Origin of the sequence: Collimonas sp., assembly GCF_035566375.1 — a bacterium.
Taxonomy (GTDB): Bacteria; Pseudomonadota; Gammaproteobacteria; order Burkholderiales; family Burkholderiaceae_D; genus Collimonas.
The window spans coordinates 63,880-86,566 of sequence record NZ_DATMRK010000029.1 but is presented as its reverse complement, the minus strand read 5'-3'; the positions used below and the strand labels follow the sequence as shown (position 1 = coordinate 86,566).

Here is a 22,687-nt window from a genome sequence, read left to right as displayed (position 1 = left end):
CTCAGCAAGGAGTGTTTCCCATGTCTACCGATAATTCTTCCGGTTCCCCGACCACCCACGTCGATACGCAACTGGTGCATTGCGGCCGCGAGCCGGCGCGTTTTGCGGGCATGGTCAACACGCCGGTGTTCCGCGGTTCGACCATCATCGCCAACAATCTGGAAGATTGGGAAGCCGCTCGCCAGATCGACAATCCCATGTCCAACTACGGCCGTTTCGGCACGCCCACCACACGTTCCTTCGAGCAGGCGATCGTCACGCTGGAAGGCGGCCACAACTGCCTGGTGTTTCCATCCGGCTTGTCGGCCTGCACCCACAGCATCATGGCTTTCGTCAAAAGCGGCGATCACATCCTGATTACCGACAGCGTATATGGCCCGACCCGGACCTTTGCCGATCGCGTATTGCGCCGCATGGGTGTCGAAGTGGAATATTTCGATCCGCTGATCGGCGGCGAAATCCGCACTTTGCTGCGGCCCAATACCAGCGTGGTGTTTGTCGAGTCGCCGGGGTCGTGGACCTTCGAGGTGCAAGACATTCCCGCCATCGCCGAAGAAGCGCATAAAGTCGGCGCCTACGTACTGCTCGACAATACCTGGGCCACGCCGCTGTTTTTCAAACCGTTCGAACACGGTGTCGATGTCTCGATCCACGCCGCCACCAAATACATCGTCGGCCACTCCGACGCGTTGCTGGGCGTGGCCAGCGCCAATCAACGGGCCTGGTGCATCCTCAAGCAAGGCGCCCACGATTTCGGCCAGACCGCCGGCCCCGACGATATCTACCTGGCCTTGCGCGGCATGCGCAGCATGGCGGTGCGTTTGCGCCAGCACTGGGAGAGCGGCATCCAGCTGGCGGAATATCTGCGCACTCAGCCGCTGGTCGAGCGCGTCCTGCATCCAGCCTTGCCGTCCGATCCCGGCTACCGGCTGTGGCAGCGCGATTTCCTCGGCGCCAGCGGTCTGTTCGCGATCGAGTTGAAGGAAGTCGGCCGTCCTGCGCTGTCTAAATTCTTCGAGAGTTTGCAGTTGTTTGGCATCGGCTTGTCGTGGGGCGGTTTCGAAAGCCTGGCGCTGCCGCTTGACAAGCCGCCGACCCGGGTAGCGTCAGCCACCACTTATCAGAATCCGCTGGTGCGGATCCATGTCGGCCTGGAGCATATCGATGACCTGACGGCCGACATGAGCCAGGCTTTCAAGCGCATGGAGCAAGCGCTGTAAGTAAGCCGGACGGCGTCAGTCTAGCCCGACATAATCGAGCGGCAGCGCGGTGGTGTGCTTGATTTGTTCCATCGCAAAGCTGGCGTTGACGTCGAATAGCGCGTTCGATTGCGTCAGCTTCTGATAGACCGCATCGTAGGCGGCGATATTCGGCACCACCACCCGCAACAGGTAATCGATATTGCCGCTCATGCGGTAAAACTCCACCACTTCCGGAATCAGTTTTACCGTATTACTGAATTGGGCGTACCAGTTGGCGTTGTGCTGATTGGTCTTGATCGAGACGAATACCGTCACGCCGACATTCAGTTTTTCGGCATCCAGCAGCGCCACCCGGCGCAACACCACCCCGTCTTCTTCCAGCTTCTGTATGCGGCGCCAGCACGGCGTCGACGACAGATTGACCTTCTCGGCGATTTCTGCCACCGGCGTGCTGGCGTCTTCTTGCAGGATGGCGAGGATTTGTTTATCTATCTTGTCCACTATTTTGTCCACGGCTGATTTGAATTAAGAGTGCTGCCTGCCCGGTTTCCGGTCGGGAGGCGTAACACAGTCTGGCAACACAGTTTGGCACAGGTGGCAAGAAAACCAATGTGCTTCTCGACGAATGCACGGCGACGCCGAATCCGAATGTTTTGCCTATGCGGATTGATTGACAATGTTACCCAGGAGGCAGATATTAACGGCGCAACATCTATAAATACAAGAAGGAGACTCAATTGCAAATACCATTGCATATATCTTTACCAAAACCATTCCGCCTGCGCCCCATGGCCCGTGCCTTGACCTTGGCGACTCGCACCGTGGCAGTATTGGGCGCCGGCTTTGCCATTTGCGCGCCGGCCAGCGCAGCGGATTTTTCCCGAATGGTTTTTTTCGGCGACTCGCTGACCGATAGCGGCTATTTCACAGGGGTGGGCAAGCAAGCATCGTTCACCACCAACCCTGATCCGGTCTGGGCGCAAATCCTGGCGCATAAATACGGCACTGCCGCTAATCCCGCTGCGGTGCTGACGCCAAGCGGGGTACAGGCGGCCGGCGGCACCGACTATGCCGTCGGCGGCGCCCGCGTCACCAATCAGAACGGCTGGCCCGACGCTGCCACCGCGCCGCTGGTGCCAACCGTCAGCAGCCAGGTCGCGGGCTATCTGGCCGCCAATCCAAGGCTGGACAGCAAGGGCTTGTACGCGATCTGGGCCGGCGCCAATGATGTGTTCGGCTACACCCAGACCAATATCGCCAGTTTACTTAATCCAGCGACCCAGCTTGCTGCCGCAGTGCAAACGATCCAGCAAGTTAGCGCCGAGGCCGGCAATGTGGTCAGCCTGGTCAGGCAATTACAGCAAGCCGGCGCCGGCACTGTGATCGTGATCAATCTGCCGGATATCGGCCGCACCCCGCAAGGCGCATCGATTCCGGCACTGGCCACTTTGTGGACGGCCGCCTCGACCAGCTTCAATACGAATCTGAACAACGGCTTGAGCGGTCTGGGCGGTAATATCGTTGCGCTGAACGCCTTCGGCATGCTGAGCGAAGTGATCGCCAATCCTGGTTTGTACGGCTTCACCAACGTCACTACACCGGCGTGCACCACCGGCTCTTCTTCGACCTGCACCACCTCGACCCTGGTGGCGCCGAACGCCGATAAAACCTATCTGTTTGCCGACGGCGTCCATCCTACCGGCGCCGGCCATGCCATCCTGGCGCAATATATCGTCTCGGTATTGCAGGCTCCCGGTCAGATCGGCATGCTGGCAGAAGCGCCGCTGGCCAGCGCCCAAAGCTTCACCCGCGTGATCGACGATCGCCTGCGCCTGACACCGCGGGCGGGACAGGTCGAAGCCTATGCGGCCTATGACAATACCCATCAAAGCCTGGATCACAACGGCAATAATCCTGGCCTGGATGGTTCCTCTAACAGCTTGTCGGTTGGCGTCGACTATGCGCTCAATCAAAATGTCACGCTCGGCGGCGCCTTCGGTTTTGCCCATAACCGGGCGCATTTCGGCGGCGATACCGGCGGCTTCAAGCTGGATCAGGCCATGCTCTCGGCCTATAGCCAATACCGCGACGGCGCCTGGGCTCTCAATGCACTGGGCATGATCGGCTCGCTGCAGTACAACGACGTTAGCCGCAACATTGCTTTGGGCGCGGCTACCCGCAGCGAGACTGGCAGCACCAACGGCCATCAATTCCTGCTGCGCATCGGCGGCCAGTATGATTTCAACCTCGGTGCAATGGTGCTGAGCCCGGTCGCCAACCTGACCTGGCAACAAGTCCATGTCGGCGGCTACACGGAAAATGGCAATGACAGCACAGCCATGAATTTCCAGTCGCAACGGCGCAACTCGCTGGTCTCCAGCCTGGGCGCGCAAGTCAGCAGCAAGCTGGTGCTGGGCACATATTCGGTGCAGCCGTTTGCCAAGCTGGCATGGGAAAAGGAGTATAAAAACGGCGAGCGCGATGTGCGCGCCAATCTGGTCGGCATGGCCGGCAGCTTTGGTTTGCCTGCATACCAGGGGCCTTCCAACAGCGCCCGTCTGGATCTCGGCGCCAGCATTGCACTGGCCACTGACTTCAGTGCTTACGCCAGTTACAGCGGCCAGTTCGCCGGCGGCAACAAGAGCAACTCCTTCCAGGTCGGCTTGAAAAAAGCGTTTTAAGCGACATCCTGAACAGCGTTTGCAGGCCGCTAGTGTTTAATGCACTAGCGGCCTTTTTCTTGCGCAGCGTTTATTCGGGCGCCTTGGCCGATGGCTTGACCGGCAACGCAGGCTTGTCGTCGAGATCCACCGCAGGCAAGCCGGTGTCGAGGCCCAGGTAATGTTCAATCAGGCCGAAGAAACGATCATAGAATTGTCCGGCTGGAATGGTTTCACTGGCAACCTTGACCAGTGAATCGGAAGAACTGCCGATCGGCATCGACACCGAACCCAGCACGCTGAGGCCGACGCTGGCAGAGTTGTTGGTTTTCTTGAGCGCGTAACGATCCTGGGTGGCGCTGACAAACAGCGTGGTGCTTTTGCCCAGGCCGTCGTTGGGGGCGCACACCACATGGAATTCGATCTCGACGTGGACGTCGCTTTCCGGCTGGAAGTGCTTGTGGCCATCGACCAGATCGGCTTTGGCTTGTTTGATGATGTAACCCTGGCTCAGCAAGGTGCGGCGCGCCGCTTCGCAGGTGGCTGGAGCAGAGGTGGCGAAATCATGGGAAAAAGTGCTGGTTTCGCTGAATTCCTCGCCTTGATAGACCTTCGGCTTGGTGCTCGAGCAAGCGGCAAGGGCGGCCGTCATCACCAGCAGCAGCGAGGCGCGCGAAAAGCTGTACATCCTGGACATAAACGAAACTCCTTGATTCGACTAATTTATAGCGGCGGATGGCATTTTAGTCTATCGCGCCTTCAATTCAGTCGATTCGACAGAAGTACCGGAGTTTCGTTGCAATTGCTCAAGCGGCTAGGTCAACAGGCGCTAGTCCACGCACGATCGCATACTGTTCCGAATTGCTGGCAAGCCATTGCTCGGCCAGTTCCCGGTTGTCATGCTGCCACGGATGAAAATCGCGTTTCAGGTAGCCGAACAGAGGGCCGGCAGTGAGCCAGACCAGGCCGTGGCGGCCAAAAAAGAAACGCGCAGCGTCGATCCAGGTGCTGGGTTTGAACAACACCCGGTCATGCCAGAGATTGTTGATGGTTTGTTTGGTCGCCATCACGGTAAAGCGCAGCATGGCATAACCATACCAGCGCAACCGCGTCTTATAGCTGCCGCCTAGGGTCCGATACAGGTCGAAAGCAACTGCCTTGTGCTCAGTTTCTTCCACCGCATGCCAGTTCCACAGCGTCTGCAGCATCGGCTCCGCTCCTGCCATCACTTCAGGGTAGCGCAAGGTCAGATCGGCCAGCACCGCGGTGCAATGCTCAAACGCAGCGGTAACGGCCAGCTTGCTCAATGCAGGGATGTTGCGCTGGCGTCCAAGTTCTATCTGATCGGCGGTCCAGTATTGCCAGTGGTTGACCAGCCCCTGTTTCTCCAGTTCAGCGTTGTACAGGGAATGCACGCGGCGGTGGGTGGCTTCCTGGCCGATAAAATCCTGGATGGTGGCGCGCAGGGAGCTGTGGTCGGCCTCTGCCGGCAAGGAAAGCGCGGCCTCGCGCACGGAGTCGATGAAGTCCTGTTCGCCGACCGGAAAACTCATCGACAAGGCATTGAAGAATTGCGTGCGGAAAGCTTTGCCCGCCAGCCAGTGGCGCGGGAAGCCTTGCGACAGATCGACCAGCAGTTTTCTTACCATCAAGGGATTGGATGTGTTCATGAGCTGTGGACTGCCTTTGTGGAATAACGGTAGAAACACTATACTGAGCTTTATTCAGTTTTTAAACTCGCAAGTTGCTCAGTTTTTGACAGGTATCGATATGACCAGGCGTAATCCAGCTTCCCCCTCTGAAACAATGCGAAAACTGCCGACGCAAGAGCGTGCACAGCGCACCATAGAGACCATTTTCCAGACCACTGCTCAGATTTTGGAAAACGAAGGCGAAGCTGGCCTGACTACCAATAAAGTGGCGGAAAAGGCTGGTTTTTCGATTGGGACCCTGTATCAGTATTTCCCCAGCAAGGAAGCAATACTGACAGCGCTCATCGCGCGCGAACGGCGGCGCGTAATGGATGATCTCGACGCCCTGATGGCAAGTGCCGAAAACCAGGTCGACCAGCTCGATCCGAAGAGCTTCCTGCGCCAGTTCATCCGCATCAATATCGAAGGTCTCGGCAGTGGCAGAAGCGCCAAGCGCGCGATGATCCGCTTTGCCTGGCAGCACGATCATCACGAAGACATTACCCAGGCTTTGCGTGAAACGGCGGAACGGATAGCCATCAGCATGCAAAGAATTCATCATCCCAAGCTGCGGCCGCCGACACCGGCCATGATGTTCGTGGTTACCCGTGCTGTCATCGGCGCCATCCGCAGCGCTTCGCTGGAAAAGTCGCCGCTGCTGGGCAGTATCGAGTTTGAAGACGAGCTGGTGCGGCTGGCTTGGGGCATGTTGTCGCAGCCGGATGATTTCTGACAGCTGCAGCTTGTTTTTGCCTTGCTTGTGCCATGCTTATGGCGAGACGGCAAATGCTTATAATGATCAATCCTGCTAATTTTTCCCCTGCATCTTCCCTGCATCAACCCGAGGACCCGTATGACCGATCGCGCTCAAGCAAACATCAAACTGACTTCCTTTTCGCACGGCGGCGGTTGCGGCTGCAAGATCGCGCCCGGCGTGCTGGCGCAAATCCTCAAGAATTCGAGCGGCTTTCCAGTACCAAAAGAATTGATGGTCGGGATTGAAACCGCCGACGACGCTGCCGTCTACAAGCTCAACGACGAACAGGCGCTAATCGCCACTACCGATTTTTTCATGCCCATCGTCGACGATCCTTATGACTTCGGCCGCATCGCCGCCACCAATGCGATTTCCGATGTGTACGCCATGGGCGGCACGCCGATCATGGCGCTGGCCCTGGTCGGCATGCCTATCGATAAACTGCCGCTGGAAGTCATCGGCAAAATCCTGGAAGGCGGCGCCGCCATCTGCGCCGAAGCAGGGATTCCAATTGCCGGCGGCCACACCATCGATTCAGTCGAGCCGATCTACGGCCTGGTGGTGCTGGGCCTGGTCCATCCGTCCAAAGTCAAGCGCAATGCCGGCGCCAAGGCCGGCGATAAACTCATTTTGGGTAAGCCGATCGGCGTCGGCATTCTGTCTGCGGCTTTGAAAAAAGGCGCGCTGGATAGCGCCGGTTACGTCGCACTCATCAGCAATACCACCAAACTGAACAAGCCCGGCCGCCTGCTAGCGGACCTGGCTGGCGTCAACGCCTTGACCGATGTCACCGGGTTTGGCTTGCTGGGACATATGCTGGAGCTGGCGCGGGCCGCGAAGTTATCGGCCAGGCTTGAAATGGGCTTGATCCCTTTGCTGCCGCAGGTGCAGCAACTGGCAGAACAGGGATACATCACTGGCGCCTCCGGCCGCAACTGGAACGGCTACGCGCAGGATGTGGCTCTGGCAGAAAACATCACATCGGTACAACGCAGCTTGCTGACCGATCCGCAAACCTCGGGCGGCTTGCTGGTCTCTTGCGACCCGGCTGCGGTGGAGCAAGTGTTGGAGTTGTTCCGGCGCGAAGGTTTTGCCGATGCTGCTGTCATCGGCGAAATGACAGCAGACGGCAGCGCCGTGGAAGTGGTTTCCTGATAGGGCGCACGCGATGCAGAAACTTCAGGCCCGGTTTCTGAAAAACAGCGTGTCACCCAGCCATACCGCAAGCATCGATACTCCCATCAAGGGGAACAGGACGCCCAGGATCGCCATATAACTTTTCCAGCGCCGGATCGATGGCGGCGGCTGCAGCACGCGCTTCGGCGCACCTACGGAATGTTGCGGGCGGCGCTGCCACCACATCACGAAGCCAGTGAGCGTCATCGCCAGCAAGGCCAATGAAATAGCCGCGCAAATCAGCTGGTTGGCCAAGCCGAAGTATTCACCCATATGCAAGGCAACCCCCAGCGTGACCAGCTTGGAGACCGCGCTGTAATCGGTAAAGCGCAGGTCTTTCATGATCTTGCCGCTGTATTGATCGATATGCAGCGTGCGTTGCCGATCCAGGTCCGAGCGCACGAATTCTCCAGCGCCCGGCGCATAGGCTGCGGTGAAGACATCCGAGCTTTTGCCAGGCAGCGCCAGTTGATAGGTTTGCATGCCGCTGCGCGCCGCGATTGCCACCACCTGATCGATGCTCAGAGACTGCTGCGGCGAATCTTGCGACATCGGCACCGTGGTAGCGCCAACTGCCCATGCGACGTTGGCAAGCGGCAGGTCCTGCATCTTCATTGGCGCACTCATTTTGTCTGTGTGGTGGACATGCTCACTCTTTACCGCCTGGGCTGGCGTCGAGCTGGCCCAAGTAACTACAGCCTGGAAATTCTTGCCCCAGAAACTGGACCACGGCAAGCCGCTCATGATGAAAAACAGCGCGCCGATGGAAACCCAGACCCCGACCACCAGATGCAACTCGCGCCAGATAGCCCGTCCACTCAGGCTGAGGCGGGGCAGTAAAGTACCCCACACAGAAAACTGCTTGCGCGGCCACCACAGGGCGATGCCGGTGCCTAGCATGATCAAGGTCCAGCAGGCCGCCAGCTCCATCAGCCAGCCGCCCCATCTGCCCAGCAGCAAATCGCGATGGATTTGCCGCACCTGTTTCAACAGCCTGTGCTCGACGCTAAGCGTGCCCAGCACCTGGCCTGTGTACGGATTCAGATACACGCTGCTGCTGTCGCCGGACGCCAGGCGAAATACCGCTTCGGTGCTGCGTCGCGGATCCTGGCTGACGGCAATCGAACTTGCCTTGGCGTCTGCTGGCAACGCAGTGGCGGCGATGCTGAGCAGCTTGTCGTAGCCAAGCCTGGCCTGTGCGCTTGCGGCGACAAATAATTTGTCGCCGTAGAGAGCGCTCTCGATTTGCGGCTTGAATACGTAGATGGAACCGGTAATCGCCAGCACCATCAAAAACGGCATCACGAACAAACCGGCATAAAAGTGCCAGCGCCACAAGATGCGGTAATTGCGCGATAAAACTGAACTGCTCTCATCCTGCGCGGGTGGTGGAAAAACTGTTTGCATGATTGATCCTTGCTAAAAATGTTGTACGCGGCCTGTTGTCTGAACTTGTCAGAGACTGACTTTGGCTTCCAGATAAAAGGTCCGGCCCGGGTAGGGGTAATAGACGTAGTAGCGCCGGTTAGTCAGGTTGTCGACGCCGATTCCCAACTCCGTATTTTTAGTCGGCTTGAGCGTCAGCTTGGTGTCGAACACCAGGAAAGAACTGGTGCCGCCAAAAGTGTTGGGGTTGGTATCGGTATTGGTCAGCGTGTTGTATTGCCGCCCTGAGTAACGCCCGGCCAGCATCACGCTCGCCTGATCGTTGAGGTGATAACTGCCGACCAGATTTGTGCGCCACAGGGGAATGCGATAGAAATTCTTGCCGACAGTCGCCGGATTCTTGCTGTTTTCCAGGATGATCGATCTGGTGTAGCCGACGCTGGCGCTCAGATCCAGCCCGCGCAGGAAAACATCTTCACCGGAATAGCTGAGCTCTATCCCGCGTGAGCGCACCCTATCTATGTTCTGGATATTGGTGACGTTGGGGAATACCGTGGTGTTGGTCTGGCTGAACAAGGTGTTCTTCACATCGTCTTCAAACAAGGACATACGCAGCATGCCGTTCAACTGCGACCACTCGGCGCTCAACTCTTTCGCCAGATCGTTTTCGGGCTTCAGGTTGGGATCGTTGTTGACCAAGGTCGAACCGGTCAGGCTGCCCTGGAACAATTCGCTGACGGTCGGGAAGCGGTAGGCGCGCCCGGTGGAAAAGCGCAAAGTCAGATCAGGCAAAGCTTTATATGACAATGCCGCCTTGGGCGACCAATAGGATAGCGTGCGATTGTCATAGCGCTGGGCCGCAGCACTGGTTGCGCGCGCGCCATCGTAGGCGCGCCAGTCTTCGTAACGCAGACCGTAAGTCAGTTTCCAGAGCCGGCTCACTTGCCAGGCGTCTTGCGCAAACAAGGCCTGGGTTTCAGTCTTGCCGGCAAAGGCATTGTTGAAACCGCCGCCATCGTTGCTGCGCCAGTTGCTCAAATTGACGGTGGTGTTTTCCAGGAAATAATTATCGTAGTGATAGCCGAAGGTCGGCCAATGGCTGCCGGCGCTGCTGGTTTCCGGTTTATAGCTGGCCGCCAGGTCCAGTGTTTTCCAGCCCGAACCGTCACCGTAGGTAGCGACGCCGCTCGGATTGCTGGCCAGCGCGCTGCTGGCCGATCTGGCGATGCTCTTCGAGATATCGAAATACGAGGCAATCGCCGAATAGTTCCAGCCACTGGAACGATGCGTTTTCAGGGTCAAGCCGTATAGTTGGTTCTCGCTTTCGCTGGCTGCCGGCGCAAAGAATGCGTCGGGCAGCTTGTACTGATAACCGTCGATATTGACCAGACCCGAATACACGGGATTGCCCTTGGAGTCGCGCAAAAATGTCTGGGTGCTGTTGCTGACTTGCTGGCGCCAATAGCCGAAAGTGAAGCCAGCCTGCACGGTTTGCGTTATATCGTAGACAGCTTTGAACTTGAACTGGTCCTGCACCGCACGCTCAGCGCCTTCGCTATTGACCCCTAAGATGGTGGCGGGAGCGCCGTTCGGATTGGTATATTGATAAGCGCCGGTCACGGCAATCGCAGCGGCAGTCGCCGCCTGCGTAGAGCGCAGCTGGTTGGCGTAGACAAAAGGCTGGCCGGCGTTGCTGAGGTGATCTATGCCGAGCAGGAAAGACAAGTCGCCGATCTTGTTGCCGATGGCCGCCGTGCTTTTGTTGCCGTCGAAATGGCCATCGACGCCGAACAGATTGAATTGCTGGCTGAATACCTGGCTCTTGGCCGTCGCCTCCAGCCTGGTCGGCATCTTGGTGGTGATCGCCACTGTCGCCCCCATCGAATTACCCGGGTAGAGCGCAGAAAAAGGACCGTAGATCACGTCCACCTGCGCAACATCTTCCGGAAAAACCATGGACCAACGCGGCGGGAAGCTAAACGTATTGCCCAGGAAATTGCTCAGCAACAGCCCGTCGGCATACACCAGCCCGCGCGCGGTCTGTGAATTGCCGTTGCCGCGTACCGAAATGGTGGCGTTTTCATCGCCGATAAAGCGCTTGCGGATCGCCATGTTGGGCATGTATTTCAAGGCGTCTTCGGTATTGACGACATTGAGGTTTTCCAATTGCGCGGCGGTGATGCGCTCACTGCTGGCTGGCAGGTTTGGATCAAGCACCCGCTTTTCCCTGGCGCCGGTGACGAACACTTCCGGCACCGCGTGGCTATCTTCCTCTACCGCCCATGCGCTTTGCGATAGCAGGGCTAGTGACAAAGGCAACAACGCCGATATGGTGGATGACGGCAGTATATGTGACAACCGCGGCGGCAACCGCAAGCGGCGGCGCGATGAAACACTCTCAGTTTGCGCGAGCAAATCAAGCATAAATTATTCCTCTGGACTTCAAACGATAATCGTCCCCAGTTTGCAGATGCGGCGGATGCAAACGGGGACAGGCGACACCTCAGGTGTCGGCAACGGCAATCAGGAAAGAGCCAGGGAAGAGGGGGGATCTAAGGGGTGAGTCCGGCCGCGAAACGGCCGTGGCGGGATGTAGTCGTACAGCAGCGGACTGGCATGCACGAAGACCGCCGCAACCGTCGCCAGCAACGGCAAAGAAACCGCAGGCGGCGGGCTGTTGGCCAGCAAGGTGCAGTAACCGCAGGCATTCCAGTGATCGGCGTGAGGCGCAGAAGACTGGCCGTCGTCAGCCGGGCCGGCATGGGTCAATCCGGCCGTGGTGCAAATCTCGTTGCTGATCTGTATCGTCCCCGCCGCCTTGAGCGATTGGGAAACCGTCGGCATGAGGATGCCCAGCCAGATGGCAAACAGGCAGGCCCAGACCACAAGTTTTTGACGGCGGATACGTAGCATGGGGGGACTTACCGGGAGGTAAGTACAGTGAAAAAGCTTGGCAATTATATATGATGACGAAGGTGGCGAAAACCGCTCAAGCGGAGCGTGAAGCAAATCAAACTCTGCGCACTGGTCCTGGATATTGCGCTACTGAGGCATCCGCAGTCAGCAGGGTGATGCCTTCCACCATCGCCTGCGCCACAAGCATGCGGTCAAAAGGGTCTTTATGGATTGACGGCAAGCTGTCGATAGCGACAGCATGTTCGCTGCCTATGGGAAGTTCGCTGTAGCCGTTATCAAGTAATCCTCGGCGCAGCAGTCGTGCATTTACCTGAAAGTCCGCACGGCCCAGGCCGTTCTTGATGGCGATCTCCCACAGGCTGGCCGCACTGAAAAACAACTCATTTTCTGGCGAGTCGATCAGGAGGCTGGCTTCAGCGGACAGGCGACCAGGTTCTCCTGCTGCCCATAACAGTAGGTGGGTATCCAATAGAAGTTTCACGTGTTGCCGCCGAAAAGCTGTTCGATTTCGCTGCTGCCCATTTGGTCAAAGTCATCTGGCACGGCGATCTGTCCTGCCATAAAGCCCAGCCGCCTCATCTGTCCGGCTTCCGGCGCATTCAATGGCATGACTTTGACTAGCGGTTTTCCAGCTTTTGCGATGATGAATGATTCGCCCTTGGCTGCTTGCTCAATCAGCCGCGACAAATGTGTCTTGGCTTCGTGAATGTTGATGGTTTGCATGCGGCACCTTTTTAAACTAAGTCATGTTAGTTTAGTTCATTTGTGCCGGGGTAACAAGATGGGCGTTGATGGTCGAGCGTTAGTGCTCCCTCGAACGGCTGCGCGGGAGGCTTAGAGGGGTGAAGTAACTTGGATATCGATTGTTGTTCAGCGCCCAGCGTTCAATAACGGGCAAGCCGCAGTCGCGCGTTCCAGCAGTTCTCGCTTGAGATCGGCCAGTTCGGCAATTTTCTGGTCGATGATGGCCACTTTCTCCATCAGCAATTCAGCCACTGCCTGATCCGGCTCTGGCGCTTCCCATAGTGCCGGCAGGCTGGCGCCGATTTCGTTCAAGCTGAATCCCAGCTTTTGGGCGCTGCGGATGTATCCCAGCAGCTGCACCGTTTCGGCCTGGTAGATGCGGTAGCCGTTGCTGCCGCGTACCGAGCGTATCAATCCGCGCTCCTCATAGAAGCGCAAGGTGTCGCGGCTGAGGCCGCTGGCTGCGGCTAAACTGCCGATGCGCATTTTTTCCTCCCGGTTTTGCTTGACCTTGGAGTGTACCCGAGGCTTTACCCTGATTGCTCATTCATTCTTTTGAGGGCAGGGTAGAAAATGATCGATCAGACACAATACCGCAGCATCGTCCGCGCCAGCGCCTGGTACGACCTGGCGGCAACCATCGGTTTTGCCACGCCGTGGAGCTTTGCGGCGGTTCACGCCAGCTTGCTGTGGCTGGCGCAGCGGTGGCAGCTGAGCGGCGCCTTCCCGGCATTCGAGCCGGTTCACATGCTGACGGCAAACCTGCTGGGGTCGATTGTCACGGTGTGGGCGATTTTGCGCATCCGCGATCCGCAGCAGCAATTCGGCCGTTATGACGCTGCGGCGCGGTTCCTGTTTGCGACCTGGCAAATCTACGCAGTAGCGCATGGCGCGAACCTGATCATCCTCGGCTTCACGGCGATGGAGATCGCGTTCGGCGTCTTGCAATGCCTGCCGGTGCGCAGCCGCCCGGCAGGCGCACGCAGCTAGGCAATCTGGTCGGAAAACAATAGGGCCTGTTGACATTCAATTTGGGAGTGCGAACGCGCGGCATGCGACGCCTGCAGCCGTTCCCGGAGGGTTCAAAGCAAAACGTGCGCTGGCCGAGTTGCATGGCTTGCTGGGGCACCAGCCCCAGCTGCGCCACGCGCCTTGCCACCACACGTTTTGCTTTGAACGCATCTCCCAAATTGAATGTCAACAGGCCCTAGCCCCGGACCGCGACACGCTGGCGCAGCGGGCCGACTGTCAGGCCGCTGTCGCCGGTTGGCCGGCGTGCACTGTGCTGGCGGCAGCCTGCTGCGCCTGCTTCATCTCACTCAGCAGGCAGTGCAGCATCTCGCTCGACAGTCCATGCAGCACCAGGCGGTAGCCGGCGCCCAGGGTGGACATTGGCACCAGCGGATGCTTGTTATTCAACAGCAGCAAATGCTGCGGAGAGTTGAGCAAGGTGGCCGCATATACCGCCATGGTCTCATCCAGCTGCAGCGAGTTGGCGGCGCGCCAGAAATCGTTATCGGTCAGGAACAACTGGTAGACCGGCGTGAAAATCTCGATGGCGGTCTGCAAGTCGATGAAGTTGAGCGCGCGTTGCGGCATGGATGCCAGTGCCAGCGGCGGCTCGCTGATCATGCTGAAGTCAATCTCCGCTACCGCCGCCAGGGTCTTGCCTTCGGCGCGCAACTGCTGGTTGAGCCGGATCACGAAATTAAACAGATTCAGGTCATGCTTGAGAAATAGTTCGTCAGCCAGATCGTCTATCGTCAACGGTCTGAGCGGGGACAGGGCGACACTGACAGGCGCGTTGCGCTCGATGAATTCGATGATCTGCGCGCCAAGGTGGAAGTGGCGCAGTATCAGCCAGTTAGCCTCGGGCGAGACAAAGCCTTTCAAACCCCATACCAGCAGCCGGTGCAGCGTTTTCGAGGCGGACCAGCGTTTCGGCAAGACCGTCTTCAGGATCTGGATCAGGATGATCATCAGCCGTGCCAGCGGCCGTACGAAGGGCAGCAGGTACTGGCGCGACGGCGACGCCAGGTCGTGCAGCCAGGCGTTCTTGACCGGATCCGGCAGCGGCGTGCTGCCATCCAGGTAGAGCGCCAGCCAGGGGTTGGGGTCGCGCGGGTCGTGCGCGCGCTGCAGGAAATCGTCGTTTTGCATGGTGTGGGCCAGGTGATTAGTCTTGTATGTGTTCCAGCTGCATCAGGTACAGCTGCGCGGTGCGCTTGGCGGTTGCATAGATCGCCTCAGCGGCCTTCGGATCCAGGGCCAAGGTGATCTCTACCGCGGACAGCCAGCGCGCCAGGTGATGCTCGTCGTTGGCGCCGTGGTATTCCAGAAAGCGGAATGCCTGCGGCGGCAATGCGACCTGCTGGCGCAGCAAGGGCAGCAGCGCCGGGACGATACGTTGCCCGGTGCCTTCGATGATGTAAATGGCGCCCAGTAGTCCGATCGGATTTGGACTGGACGCCAAGGCATGCAGATAACTGTTGAGCGCCTCGCCGCCTGGATTGCGCTTGAGCGCTGCCAGCGGCAGTTCGCCGCCGGCGGCCTGGTAGTCCTGGTACAGGATCTGGAAGTCGTTCTGCTCCTCGCCGGCATGGGTGGTGATGAGCTGGCCGAGCGCGGCAAACTCGCCGTTGAGTGAGGCAACGGCCTCGCGCATCCACAAACTGCCTTCCTTCACCTGCGGCACCCACTGCGCGGTCCAGTTGCGGTAGGCGGCGACGTCGAAGCGACCGCTGACCAGGCGATGGATCACTGGGGTGCGCCAAGCTTGCGAGCGGTAGTCTTGCCACAGGCTGGCCAGGCGCGTCAGCAGCGGCTGCAGCGGCAGCGGCGCAGCCTCGGGCTGGTGCGGGGCGGCTATCGCCGGCGCCGGCACGCTGGTGCTGGCGATAGGTGCTGCCTGAGCGGATTCAGGCGCGTCCGCATCTTCCACCTCGAACAACATGTAAGCGGCGGTGATGCGGCCCGATTCCGGAATAAAGCAGAAAATCTTTTCCCCGGCGCGCAGCGTTTTTTTCTGCAGGAATTCCGCCAGCATGATGAAAATCGACGCTGCGCCGGTGTTGCCGCGGCTAGCCAGGTTGCTGTACCAGCGTTCCGGCGGGATGGTGAGTCCCGCTTTTGCCAGCAACTCTTCAACCACCGGCATGAATTTGGCGGAAGAGTAGTGGCACAGGAAATGGTCGACGTCCTCCGACTTGATCCATCCTGCTTCCACCAGCTTGACGTATTCATGGATGCAGACATCGAACAAATGCGGCAGCAGGCGGATGTCCTGGCGCAGCGACAACGCGCCGGCCTCCTCGGCCTCGCCGGAGGAAGCGAAATCCAGGAACGATTTGCTGCGGTCTTCCGTCAGGCCGAGCTGCATGCAGACCGGATAGTCGCCGGCAAAGCTTTTCTGGTGCACCCATTTGAGCTTGATGCGCAGGCCGTTGCGCGGCTGCGGCTGGCGGCTGAACAGCATCGCGCCGGCGCCGTCGGACAGCATCCAGCGCAAGAAGTGCGCATCGAAATCGCTCTGGTAGCCGCGCGGCGCAAAGCGGCTGCGCTTGAACATGCGCGACGGCATTTCGGCGGCGACAGCCAGTGCCCGCTGGTGAGTGCCGAGTTCTATGGCCTGTGCGGCAAATTCTATCGCGCTGACGCCAGCCGCGCACACGCCCTGGCTGGACAAGGTTTGCATGGGCGGCGCGCCCAGTTCGCCCTGGATCATGTTGGCAAAGCCTGGCATCAGGGCGTCGCCGCCGGAAGATCCCACGCTCAGTAAGGAAACCTGTTCCAGCGTGGTGTCGGTCTGCTGCAGGCAGTCGCGGATGGCGCTGGCCGCCAGCTGGGCGTGGTTTTGTTTGGTATTGCCGTCGGCGTCGATGGCGTAGTGCCGTGTCTGTATACCGTTCTCGGCCAGGATGCGTTGCTTGATGCGGCCTGAGATACGGTTGATAGGTGCGATATAGCGATCAATGTCATCGTTGTTGACCGGCTCCCCGGGCAGATGGAATCCCGCGGCGGCGAGATACACGCGATTAAACTCAGTTGGCATTCTTTTTCCCTGGCTGCATAAGGCTGCGGCTGGATCGGTGCGGCCACAGCAGACTCAAAATGAAAGTACGGAACATATAAGGCAGTAACGGTCCTGCGTTCAGTTGCGGATGCACCAGGTGGCGGTAGCGCTGGTGCAGCGCGGGTAATAAGGTCCAGTGCGCGCGCGGATGACGATGGTGCGCCGTGTGCAAGCCGATATTGAACAGCAGCGGATTGACCAATCCTTCGAAATTGCGGGCGAAGTTGGTCGGCGAGCGGCCGTCTGCATGCGCATGCTGCAGATAGTTGGTGGCCAGCAGCCAGTGCAAGCCGTGCAGCTGCGGCAGCAGCACCAGCAGCAGGAATTTGTGCCAGTCGAGCCAGGCCAGCAGCATCCACAGCAGGGCCACTGCGAGGTATTGGCGCAGGAAATAATGAAATACTCCGGCGTGGCGCCGGCGCATCCGCACCAGCCAGCGCCATATCAAGGGGTACAGGACGATCCCCGCCTGCACCGGGTGCAGCAGGTAACCGAGCAGATGGTTGGTGTCGCCGCCAAAACGATAGGTGCGCGCTGCATCCAGCGGGCCGTGGTGGTGGCGATGATGGTTGCCGTTGTGCGCCGGATAGAAGACGAAAGTGGGATGGCCCTGCAGCAGGGTGATCCAGAAATCGGTGACACGGTTGAGTTGCCGCCTGTCCCACATGCGCAAATGAGAGTGATTGTGGTGGATGACGCCTGTGCCTAAGGTCAGGAACAGCAGCAAGCCGTACAGTAGCCCGTTAAGCAGCGACAGCTCCGGATGGCGCCAAAGATAGGCAGCCAGCAGCGGCAAGGCAAGCATGTATGCCAGGCTTTGCCAGTCGCGCCGGTTACGCAGCATCCCGTTTCCCGCTCGGTTTTTCGCTACGGGCAATCCTGGCTTGTGCCGCATCAGGCGCCAGTTCGGTGGCAAACAAGCGATCCATGAACGGGAACATGAAGCCATAATTGCCGTGGTAGCAGGCGTGGTGCAAATGATGGCGGCGCGCGCCGTTGAGCCACCAGCGATCGCGGTCGGCGTCGGGCAGGTAGTCGTAATTGGAATGGCCTATGTTATTGAACACGATGCTGAAAACCGGCACGAAGGCCAGCGCGTAGATGCTGAAATCGTGCAGCAGCATGGGCAGCAGCAGTACATTGCCCAGCATCATGGCTTCCAGCGGCGTGAAGCTGTAGCAGGTCCAGGGCGTGGTGACGACAGAACGGTGATGCGGCAGATGGAAACGCTTGAGCCACGAAACATGCAGCAGCCGGTGGCTGAGGTAAAAATGCACTTCGTTCCATACCACCATGAACAGGATTTCGAGCGCAATCTGCCAGCCGGATGCCTGCTCGGCCAGCCTGGCCCAGCCGAGCTGCAGCAAGCCCCAGGGAAACACCATGCCGACGCCGAACAGGAATATGGTGACGGCGGATTCGCCCAGTTCACGCCGCAACTGCTGCGGCGCCAGCGGCCGCGGATCGAGCACCCGGCCATAGCCGAAGGCGGGCAGGACGCGGCGGCTAAGCAGCCAGTTCAGGCCGCCGAACACAAAATACAGGCAGGCAAAAAACACGATGCCGACGCCCATGATGGTGTACCACTGGCAAGTCAGGATGAAATCGCGCATGGGAAGGAGGTTGGTTTAAGGTGATGGCCGGTTCTTCGGCCAATCTTCATGGATGCAAATCTGACGCGGTTCCGATGCTCGCCAGAATTTCGCGATGATAGCATGTTGCCAACGGTAAATAGTGGCTCAGGAACAATAAATTTCATTGGAAAGCCGGTCCAGGCCGCTGGGCCGGGGACCGCATTCCGCCAGAGGACGGCCCCGGGTTTTACATATCGACCGGCTCGGGCCTAGGCTTCACTGCGATGGAAATCGTCTTCGGCGTCTTGCAGTGCTTACCCGTACAAAATGTCCGCCGCCACTCGCTCAGCGTGAGCAGCTAGTCGAGCGGACAGGGCCAGCGGCACAGTCTGACGCATGTGCATTCAGGAAGCCCATTGTGACGCTAATGTTGCAGCATCACCGTCGAAGTAGTCGCAATCCAGGCGTCCTTTTGAATCTCCTGTAACTCCAGTCACGGCGCGGCAACTGGGCGGCCCGCTGTCGCCGTCGGTATATTGCCATAGCCAGAAGCTGTCCCAACTGCTCTGAACGCTAGGGTTTGAGTCATATTGCGCTAGCCAGAGGCGGTGATCGCTGAAAAACGGATCCTTTGCCGAGCCCAATGCTGATTTCAACGTGTCGCCGCTATAAATAACCGGGCGTCTGCCTAGTGTCGTGTAAATCTGTTGACAAAACTCGCGGGCATCATCAATCGTCATCTGGTTTCCAGGCGTGGCTTCGAAATCCAGCGCGACCAGCATGCTTTCATCTTTGTCTGCTCCCGTCCATGAGATAAAATTTTTAACCTGATCTGCGACTGGGGCCGCCGTTCCCCAATGATATGCACCCCAAAGAAGCCCGGCCTTTAAGGCATCTTTACGGCGCGCCGCATGGGCGTCGTCCTGGCCCGTGGCTCCCGTAGTTGCCTTATGTATCACGCCGACCAGGCCAGCGTTTTTGGCGTCCTGAAAACTTGTAACGCCATCGCCATGACTAATGTCTATGACCAGGGGAATCTGATTCAATCGGCTGGATCTGCTCGGCAGACCCGCCACAGGCTGTGCCGCAGTTATTGCGGCGCCCTGTTGCAACTCGCCGCAAGCGCCGGCCCAGATGTAGGTGTTGGCCGATATGCGGTACCAATGCGCGTTACCGTTAACAGATTCACCTACCGCCAAGGCGGCCACCTGAATTGTCGTACCGGGATCAAGTTTTCTAAGGATCGGTGCAGCCGTACTTGGCGAGCCTTGCCGGACATTGACGCGCACATTGTTCTGGACGGTCCCCGAAATAGGAATTTCAACGGTATCGCTCATGGCAGAATCTCGCTCCTTGTCAGCTTATTTTTGCTCACTATCCAACACTGTTATCTGGTAAAGCGGACGTTTGAGAACTGCCCGCCGGCGCCGCACCGCCGCCGTGGGGAGCCGCCTTGTAGGCGAGGTACCCAGCGTGACTGATCCCTATCAACCACGCCATGTTTGGTGTAAACGAGGGCAAGCTGCCCATGAAGGTGGTTCCGGCTTGTGCGGGCGGATTCGTGCCAAATAGATGCCAGAGCTGGATAGCGTAGATGGTCAGGGCGACTACAGTAATCAAGAACTGCTGAAGCTTGCTAAGATCGGGCGTGGCGGCGTTGCTGACTTCTTCGCCGCGAAAAATATCCAGCCATTGGGCGTCGTCGGGACTGTTGCGCGCATAGATTTTGCCCGTCGAAACCAGGTTGTTCGGATCATCCCCCAGCATCAGCGCAGTTCGCTGCGCCTGCCCGGGGGGCGCCGCTTCGTTGCTTTTGAGGCTCAACAAGACGGGCGTAGCTACTAACGAGGTGGCTGAAATTCCCATGACGGCCAGCAGGTTCTGAGGAATGTCGACGGCAATCGGGTCGGCCAGATTGAGTTTGATGCGCGCAATCGCAGCCGCCAGAAGCGCCGACAGCACCAACACCGACCAAGCGCTTGCCTGTAGTTTTGAAAGGCTGACCCGGTTCCGGTTGTCGATGACTAGGCCGTTGAAATGGCCGCTGACGCCATAACCGATACCTGCGCAAAAAACCAACAGCGCAGCAGCCGTCAAGAGCCAGGCCCAGGCCGGATTCGTGACCAGTTCCGCGACGGCGATAGCCGCGATCAGGCTTGCCGCGGCTATCGCGCTACCTATATATGCATGCAGTTTTGTCGATCCCATGCCATACCCCCCTTATTTCCTGCCCCCTTATGTCATACCCTCTTTATCCTGAAACGCTTGAATGGCTTTTCCTATGGAGGTTTTAGACCTGGCTCGCCATGTTTTTATCGATGTCGCTTTGCAGAAGAAGCAGCACCGGCTGGGCGGTAAAGTCATTCTGCAGAGTGAACTTCAGATCTGCCGTTGCCCCATCCGAAAATTTGATTGTCAAATTGACCTCCCCGGGTAGCGAAAAAACGGCGTTTTCAAGGGGGATCACGATATGCGTGCTGTCGGCATGAATGTGTTTGGTCAGTGTCAGCACCTGCGGCACAACGGCCGGCAAGGTGGCGAACGTGATGCTTGCCACGATGGAGTCTAACTTGTTGAAATTGACGCTGCCGGCATCAATGGCGATAACGTATTGCGTCTCTTGCACGTCGGCGGTCTGGAAATTCAGGAATTTTGTGATATCCGCTTTCGTCATCGGTGTCGGCAGTATCAGTTGCGCATCCGCGGCAAACGATAAATCAGCATGTTCGGCCGGCAGAGGAATCGACACCGCCGCCCCTGCCGGCATATGGAGTGGCGAGGCAGCCAATGTTATTGCGGCCGCTGAAACCAACGCGTAGCGCGCAACTTGCAGATCCAGCGGCGATTGGTTGCTTAATCTGATTTGCGCTGAAGCTTCATCGATCTGCACATCCAGCTCGTCCGTGCCTGTCGTATGTGCAAAATTCAGGACTAGCGTGGATGGAACCGGTATCGAATAACCATCGTCGAGTTTTAGATTCAGCGAACCGATCAACCCTGCGCCGATATTCGCGCACAGTTGCATGATGAATAGATTGGCATTCGCAACCGACGGTGTTTGCGTTCCGTCGTCCTGGATGGAAACGCTGACTACGAACGTATGCGGATCCGACCCGGCCAAAAATTGCGCGCGACTCTTGAATACTGTCTGCAGATTCGAAGGCAGGTTGTCTTGCAAGAAGTCAGGAAACTTGAGTTTGTAATCCTTGAGATCCGGGTTACGTGAAATCTCCTGCGCAAATTGGAGGAACTCAATCCGGCTGACTTCAGGGGCGACCGTAAAATCGAACTCGAATTTACACTGGCTGCCGTTCGACGCTGCGCTGTCCACCAGGGCCATGCACACTGCTGCGCAGCCGATACGGCTGCGTACGATGGAATAGTGGTCAGGAATGACCACAATCGTGCGGCTGAAAGAGCCGACATAGGCCCGGCTCAAGGTTGGATACTTCAGGCCGATGTCTCCCAAAGCCTTGAGCTCGCTAAATTCCGAGCCTCCGTGCGCGAAGTCGCGCAAGTCGTTCGCGTCGCGAATCACGCGATTCGGAATTTGGTCGGTGGACACCGTGTATTTCAGTTGATAGCCGTCCTGGCGATATTTCAGCGCCAGTGGCAACAGGTTCTCGCACACCTCTCGGGTTTGTACCAGAGGCACGCTCGGCTGCGGATCGGCGAGTCTTGTCGCCTGCAGCGCAACCGGGGTAAATAGACGCATGCGCATAACCGGCACCACGCTTACAGGCGGCTGCGCCGTGGCGGATAATAAAGCGAGTTGCGGCCGTACAAAGGTCAATTGATCTTGCGGCGCCCATGCCTGGTAAGACGCGGAGAGCTTGATTTGCGTCTTTCCAAACACGGTGAGGTCTTGGTAAAGGCCCAGCACGGATACTCCCATGATTGGCGTAAACGTCAACAGCAGATTGCCGTCACCGTTGTCTCTGACCGTGCCGATAATATCCCGTTGCTTCGTCTGGCCGGCCTCATCGGTGTAAAAACTACTCAACATTGCCGTCATTTCAGCCAACGGAATCTCGCGCAGTGTCGCCGCTGGATTGGCCTTGGAAAAATCACCAACCTCGCCTGGCTGCGACTTTTGCAGCGTCAGGCAGAGTTGCGCGGTGTAAAAGGGGTTGCCGCTCTCATCCTGGCCCGATTGGCTGGCCCGAAAGGCGAAGCCGGGATCGATGTCCTGGTGTAACAGGAAGCTTGCGAGATACCAATGCAACGTGGGATCGACCCGGTCCGCGAACAGATTGCCGGTTCTGGAACCGAGCAGCGGCAAACTCACCGGCGGTGGCTCGCTGGGCGCAATATCCCTCTGCAGCAGAACAGCGCGATTGGCCACGTTCGCGACCCCATCGATACGCTTCGGCGCCGGGTTTTCTGAGGCGGGCGGCGCAGCATTCGATGCAGCGGCTTGACTGCTCTGAATCGATGACGCACCGGCAAAACGAACAGCGCTGCCTGCCACGAACTGATTCATCTGAAGGCCCTCGCGACGGAGAAAAG

At 58.4% G+C, this 22,687-nt stretch carries 21 protein-coding genes; 5 read left to right on the top strand and 16 right to left on the bottom strand.

The window, feature by feature from the left end; all coding sequences use genetic code 11:
- Positions 1–20: 20 nt before the first annotated feature.
- Positions 21–1,220: a cystathionine beta-lyase gene (gene metC / locus VNZ60_RS08480; RefSeq protein ID WP_325658064.1), complete on the top strand. Its 1,200-nt coding sequence runs from the start codon at positions 21–23 to the stop codon at positions 1,218–1,220.
- 15 nt (positions 1,221–1,235) lie between these two features.
- Here metC and VNZ60_RS08475 read toward each other — a convergent pair whose 3' ends face one another.
- The gene (locus VNZ60_RS08475) at positions 1,236–1,703 is read right to left on the bottom strand and encodes an Lrp/AsnC family transcriptional regulator (RefSeq protein WP_092414362.1); all 468 of its coding nucleotides are present in this window, start codon (positions 1,701–1,703) and stop codon (positions 1,236–1,238) included.
- Between the two features lie 236 nt (positions 1,704–1,939).
- On the opposite strand from VNZ60_RS08475, the gene VNZ60_RS08470 reads away from it, so the two are divergent.
- A complete protein-coding gene (locus tag VNZ60_RS08470; RefSeq protein ID WP_325658060.1) occupies positions 1,940–3,883 on the top strand; it encodes an autotransporter outer membrane beta-barrel domain-containing protein in 1,944 nt (647 codons plus the stop codon).
- A gap of 70 nt (positions 3,884–3,953) precedes the next feature.
- Here VNZ60_RS08470 and VNZ60_RS08465 read toward each other — a convergent pair whose 3' ends face one another.
- Together VNZ60_RS08465 and VNZ60_RS08460 are read right to left on the bottom strand one after the other, a co-directional pair.
- Entirely contained in the window at positions 3,954–4,559 is a 606-nt protein-coding gene (locus VNZ60_RS08465; RefSeq protein WP_325658058.1) for a DUF2242 domain-containing protein, read from the bottom strand.
- Between the two features lie 109 nt (positions 4,560–4,668).
- Positions 4,669–5,532 (bottom strand): metal-dependent hydrolase, encoded by an 864-nt coding sequence (locus VNZ60_RS08460; RefSeq protein WP_325658056.1) that lies wholly within the window; start codon positions 5,530–5,532, stop codon positions 4,669–4,671.
- Between the two features lie 136 nt (positions 5,533–5,668).
- On the opposite strand from VNZ60_RS08460, the gene VNZ60_RS08455 reads away from it, so the two are divergent.
- Entirely contained in the window at positions 5,669–6,286 is a 618-nt protein-coding gene (locus VNZ60_RS08455) for a TetR/AcrR family transcriptional regulator (protein WP_325658054.1), read from the top strand.
- A 120-nt stretch (positions 6,287–6,406) separates the two neighbouring features.
- Positions 6,407–7,465, top strand: coding sequence for a selenide, water dikinase SelD (gene selD / locus VNZ60_RS08450; protein ID WP_325658052.1), 1,059 nt, complete (start codon positions 6,407–6,409; stop codon positions 7,463–7,465).
- Between the two features lie 24 nt (positions 7,466–7,489).
- Here the strand turns inward: selD and VNZ60_RS08445 are convergent, their stop codons facing one another.
- The 6 genes from VNZ60_RS08445 to VNZ60_RS08420 form a co-directional block, all read right to left on the bottom strand.
- Positions 7,490–8,893, bottom strand: coding sequence for a PepSY-associated TM helix domain-containing protein (locus VNZ60_RS08445; protein WP_325658050.1), 1,404 nt, complete (start codon positions 8,891–8,893; stop codon positions 7,490–7,492).
- Positions 8,894–8,941: 48 nt separating this feature from the next.
- Complete coding sequence (locus tag VNZ60_RS08440; protein ID WP_325658048.1) at positions 8,942–11,296, bottom strand: TonB-dependent receptor; 2,355 nt, start codon at positions 11,294–11,296, stop codon at positions 8,942–8,944.
- Between the two features lie 99 nt (positions 11,297–11,395).
- A complete protein-coding gene (locus VNZ60_RS08435) occupies positions 11,396–11,785 on the bottom strand; it encodes a DUF2946 domain-containing protein (protein WP_325658046.1) in 390 nt (129 codons plus the stop codon).
- Between the two features lie 97 nt (positions 11,786–11,882).
- Positions 11,883–12,269: a type II toxin-antitoxin system VapC family toxin gene (locus VNZ60_RS08430; RefSeq protein WP_325658044.1), complete on the bottom strand. Its 387-nt coding sequence runs from the start codon at positions 12,267–12,269 to the stop codon at positions 11,883–11,885.
- A complete protein-coding gene (locus VNZ60_RS08425) occupies positions 12,266–12,511 on the bottom strand; it encodes a type II toxin-antitoxin system Phd/YefM family antitoxin (RefSeq protein WP_325658042.1) in 246 nt (81 codons plus the stop codon). The genes VNZ60_RS08430 and VNZ60_RS08425 overlap by 4 nt, the downstream gene beginning before the upstream one ends.
- A 147-nt stretch (positions 12,512–12,658) precedes the next feature.
- Positions 12,659–13,018, bottom strand: a complete 360-nt coding sequence (locus tag VNZ60_RS08420; RefSeq protein WP_325658040.1) for a MerR family transcriptional regulator — start codon at positions 13,016–13,018, stop codon at positions 12,659–12,661.
- 87 nt (positions 13,019–13,105) lie between these two features.
- Here VNZ60_RS08420 and VNZ60_RS08415 point away from each other — a divergent pair, with 87 nt between their 5' ends.
- On the top strand, positions 13,106–13,522 hold the full coding sequence (locus tag VNZ60_RS08415) for a hypothetical protein (protein ID WP_325658038.1): 417 nt from the start codon (positions 13,106–13,108) through the stop codon (positions 13,520–13,522).
- 258 nt (positions 13,523–13,780) lie between these two features.
- On the opposite strand, the gene VNZ60_RS08410 is transcribed toward VNZ60_RS08415, so the two are convergent.
- From VNZ60_RS08410 to VNZ60_RS08380, 7 genes are all read right to left on the bottom strand, one after another.
- Complete coding sequence (locus VNZ60_RS08410) at positions 13,781–14,692, bottom strand: DUF6999 family protein (RefSeq protein ID WP_325658036.1); 912 nt, start codon at positions 14,690–14,692, stop codon at positions 13,781–13,783.
- 16 nt (positions 14,693–14,708) lie between these two features.
- Positions 14,709–16,583 (bottom strand): iron-containing redox enzyme family protein, encoded by a 1,875-nt coding sequence (locus VNZ60_RS08405; RefSeq protein WP_325658035.1) that lies wholly within the window; start codon positions 16,581–16,583, stop codon positions 14,709–14,711.
- The gene (locus VNZ60_RS08400; protein WP_325658033.1) at positions 16,573–17,448 is read right to left on the bottom strand and encodes a fatty acid desaturase; all 876 of its coding nucleotides are present in this window, start codon (positions 17,446–17,448) and stop codon (positions 16,573–16,575) included. Before VNZ60_RS08400 ends, VNZ60_RS08405 begins: the two co-directional genes overlap by 11 nt.
- Positions 17,438–18,217 carry a sterol desaturase family protein gene (locus VNZ60_RS08395; RefSeq protein ID WP_325658031.1) on the bottom strand — a complete coding sequence of 260 codons (780 nt, stop codon included), beginning with the start codon at positions 18,215–18,217 and terminating at the stop codon, positions 17,438–17,440. Before VNZ60_RS08395 ends, VNZ60_RS08400 begins: the two co-directional genes overlap by 11 nt.
- A 365-nt stretch (positions 18,218–18,582) precedes the next feature.
- Positions 18,583–19,515 (bottom strand): glycoside hydrolase family 25 protein, encoded by a 933-nt coding sequence (locus tag VNZ60_RS08390; RefSeq protein WP_325658029.1) that lies wholly within the window; start codon positions 19,513–19,515, stop codon positions 18,583–18,585.
- 37 nt (positions 19,516–19,552) lie between these two features.
- A complete protein-coding gene (locus tag VNZ60_RS08385; protein WP_325658027.1) occupies positions 19,553–20,386 on the bottom strand; it encodes a hypothetical protein in 834 nt (277 codons plus the stop codon).
- 82 nt (positions 20,387–20,468) lie between these two features.
- Positions 20,469–22,661: a hypothetical protein gene (locus VNZ60_RS08380; RefSeq protein WP_325658025.1), complete on the bottom strand. Its 2,193-nt coding sequence runs from the start codon at positions 22,659–22,661 to the stop codon at positions 20,469–20,471.
- Positions 22,662–22,687 lie beyond the last annotated feature (26 nt).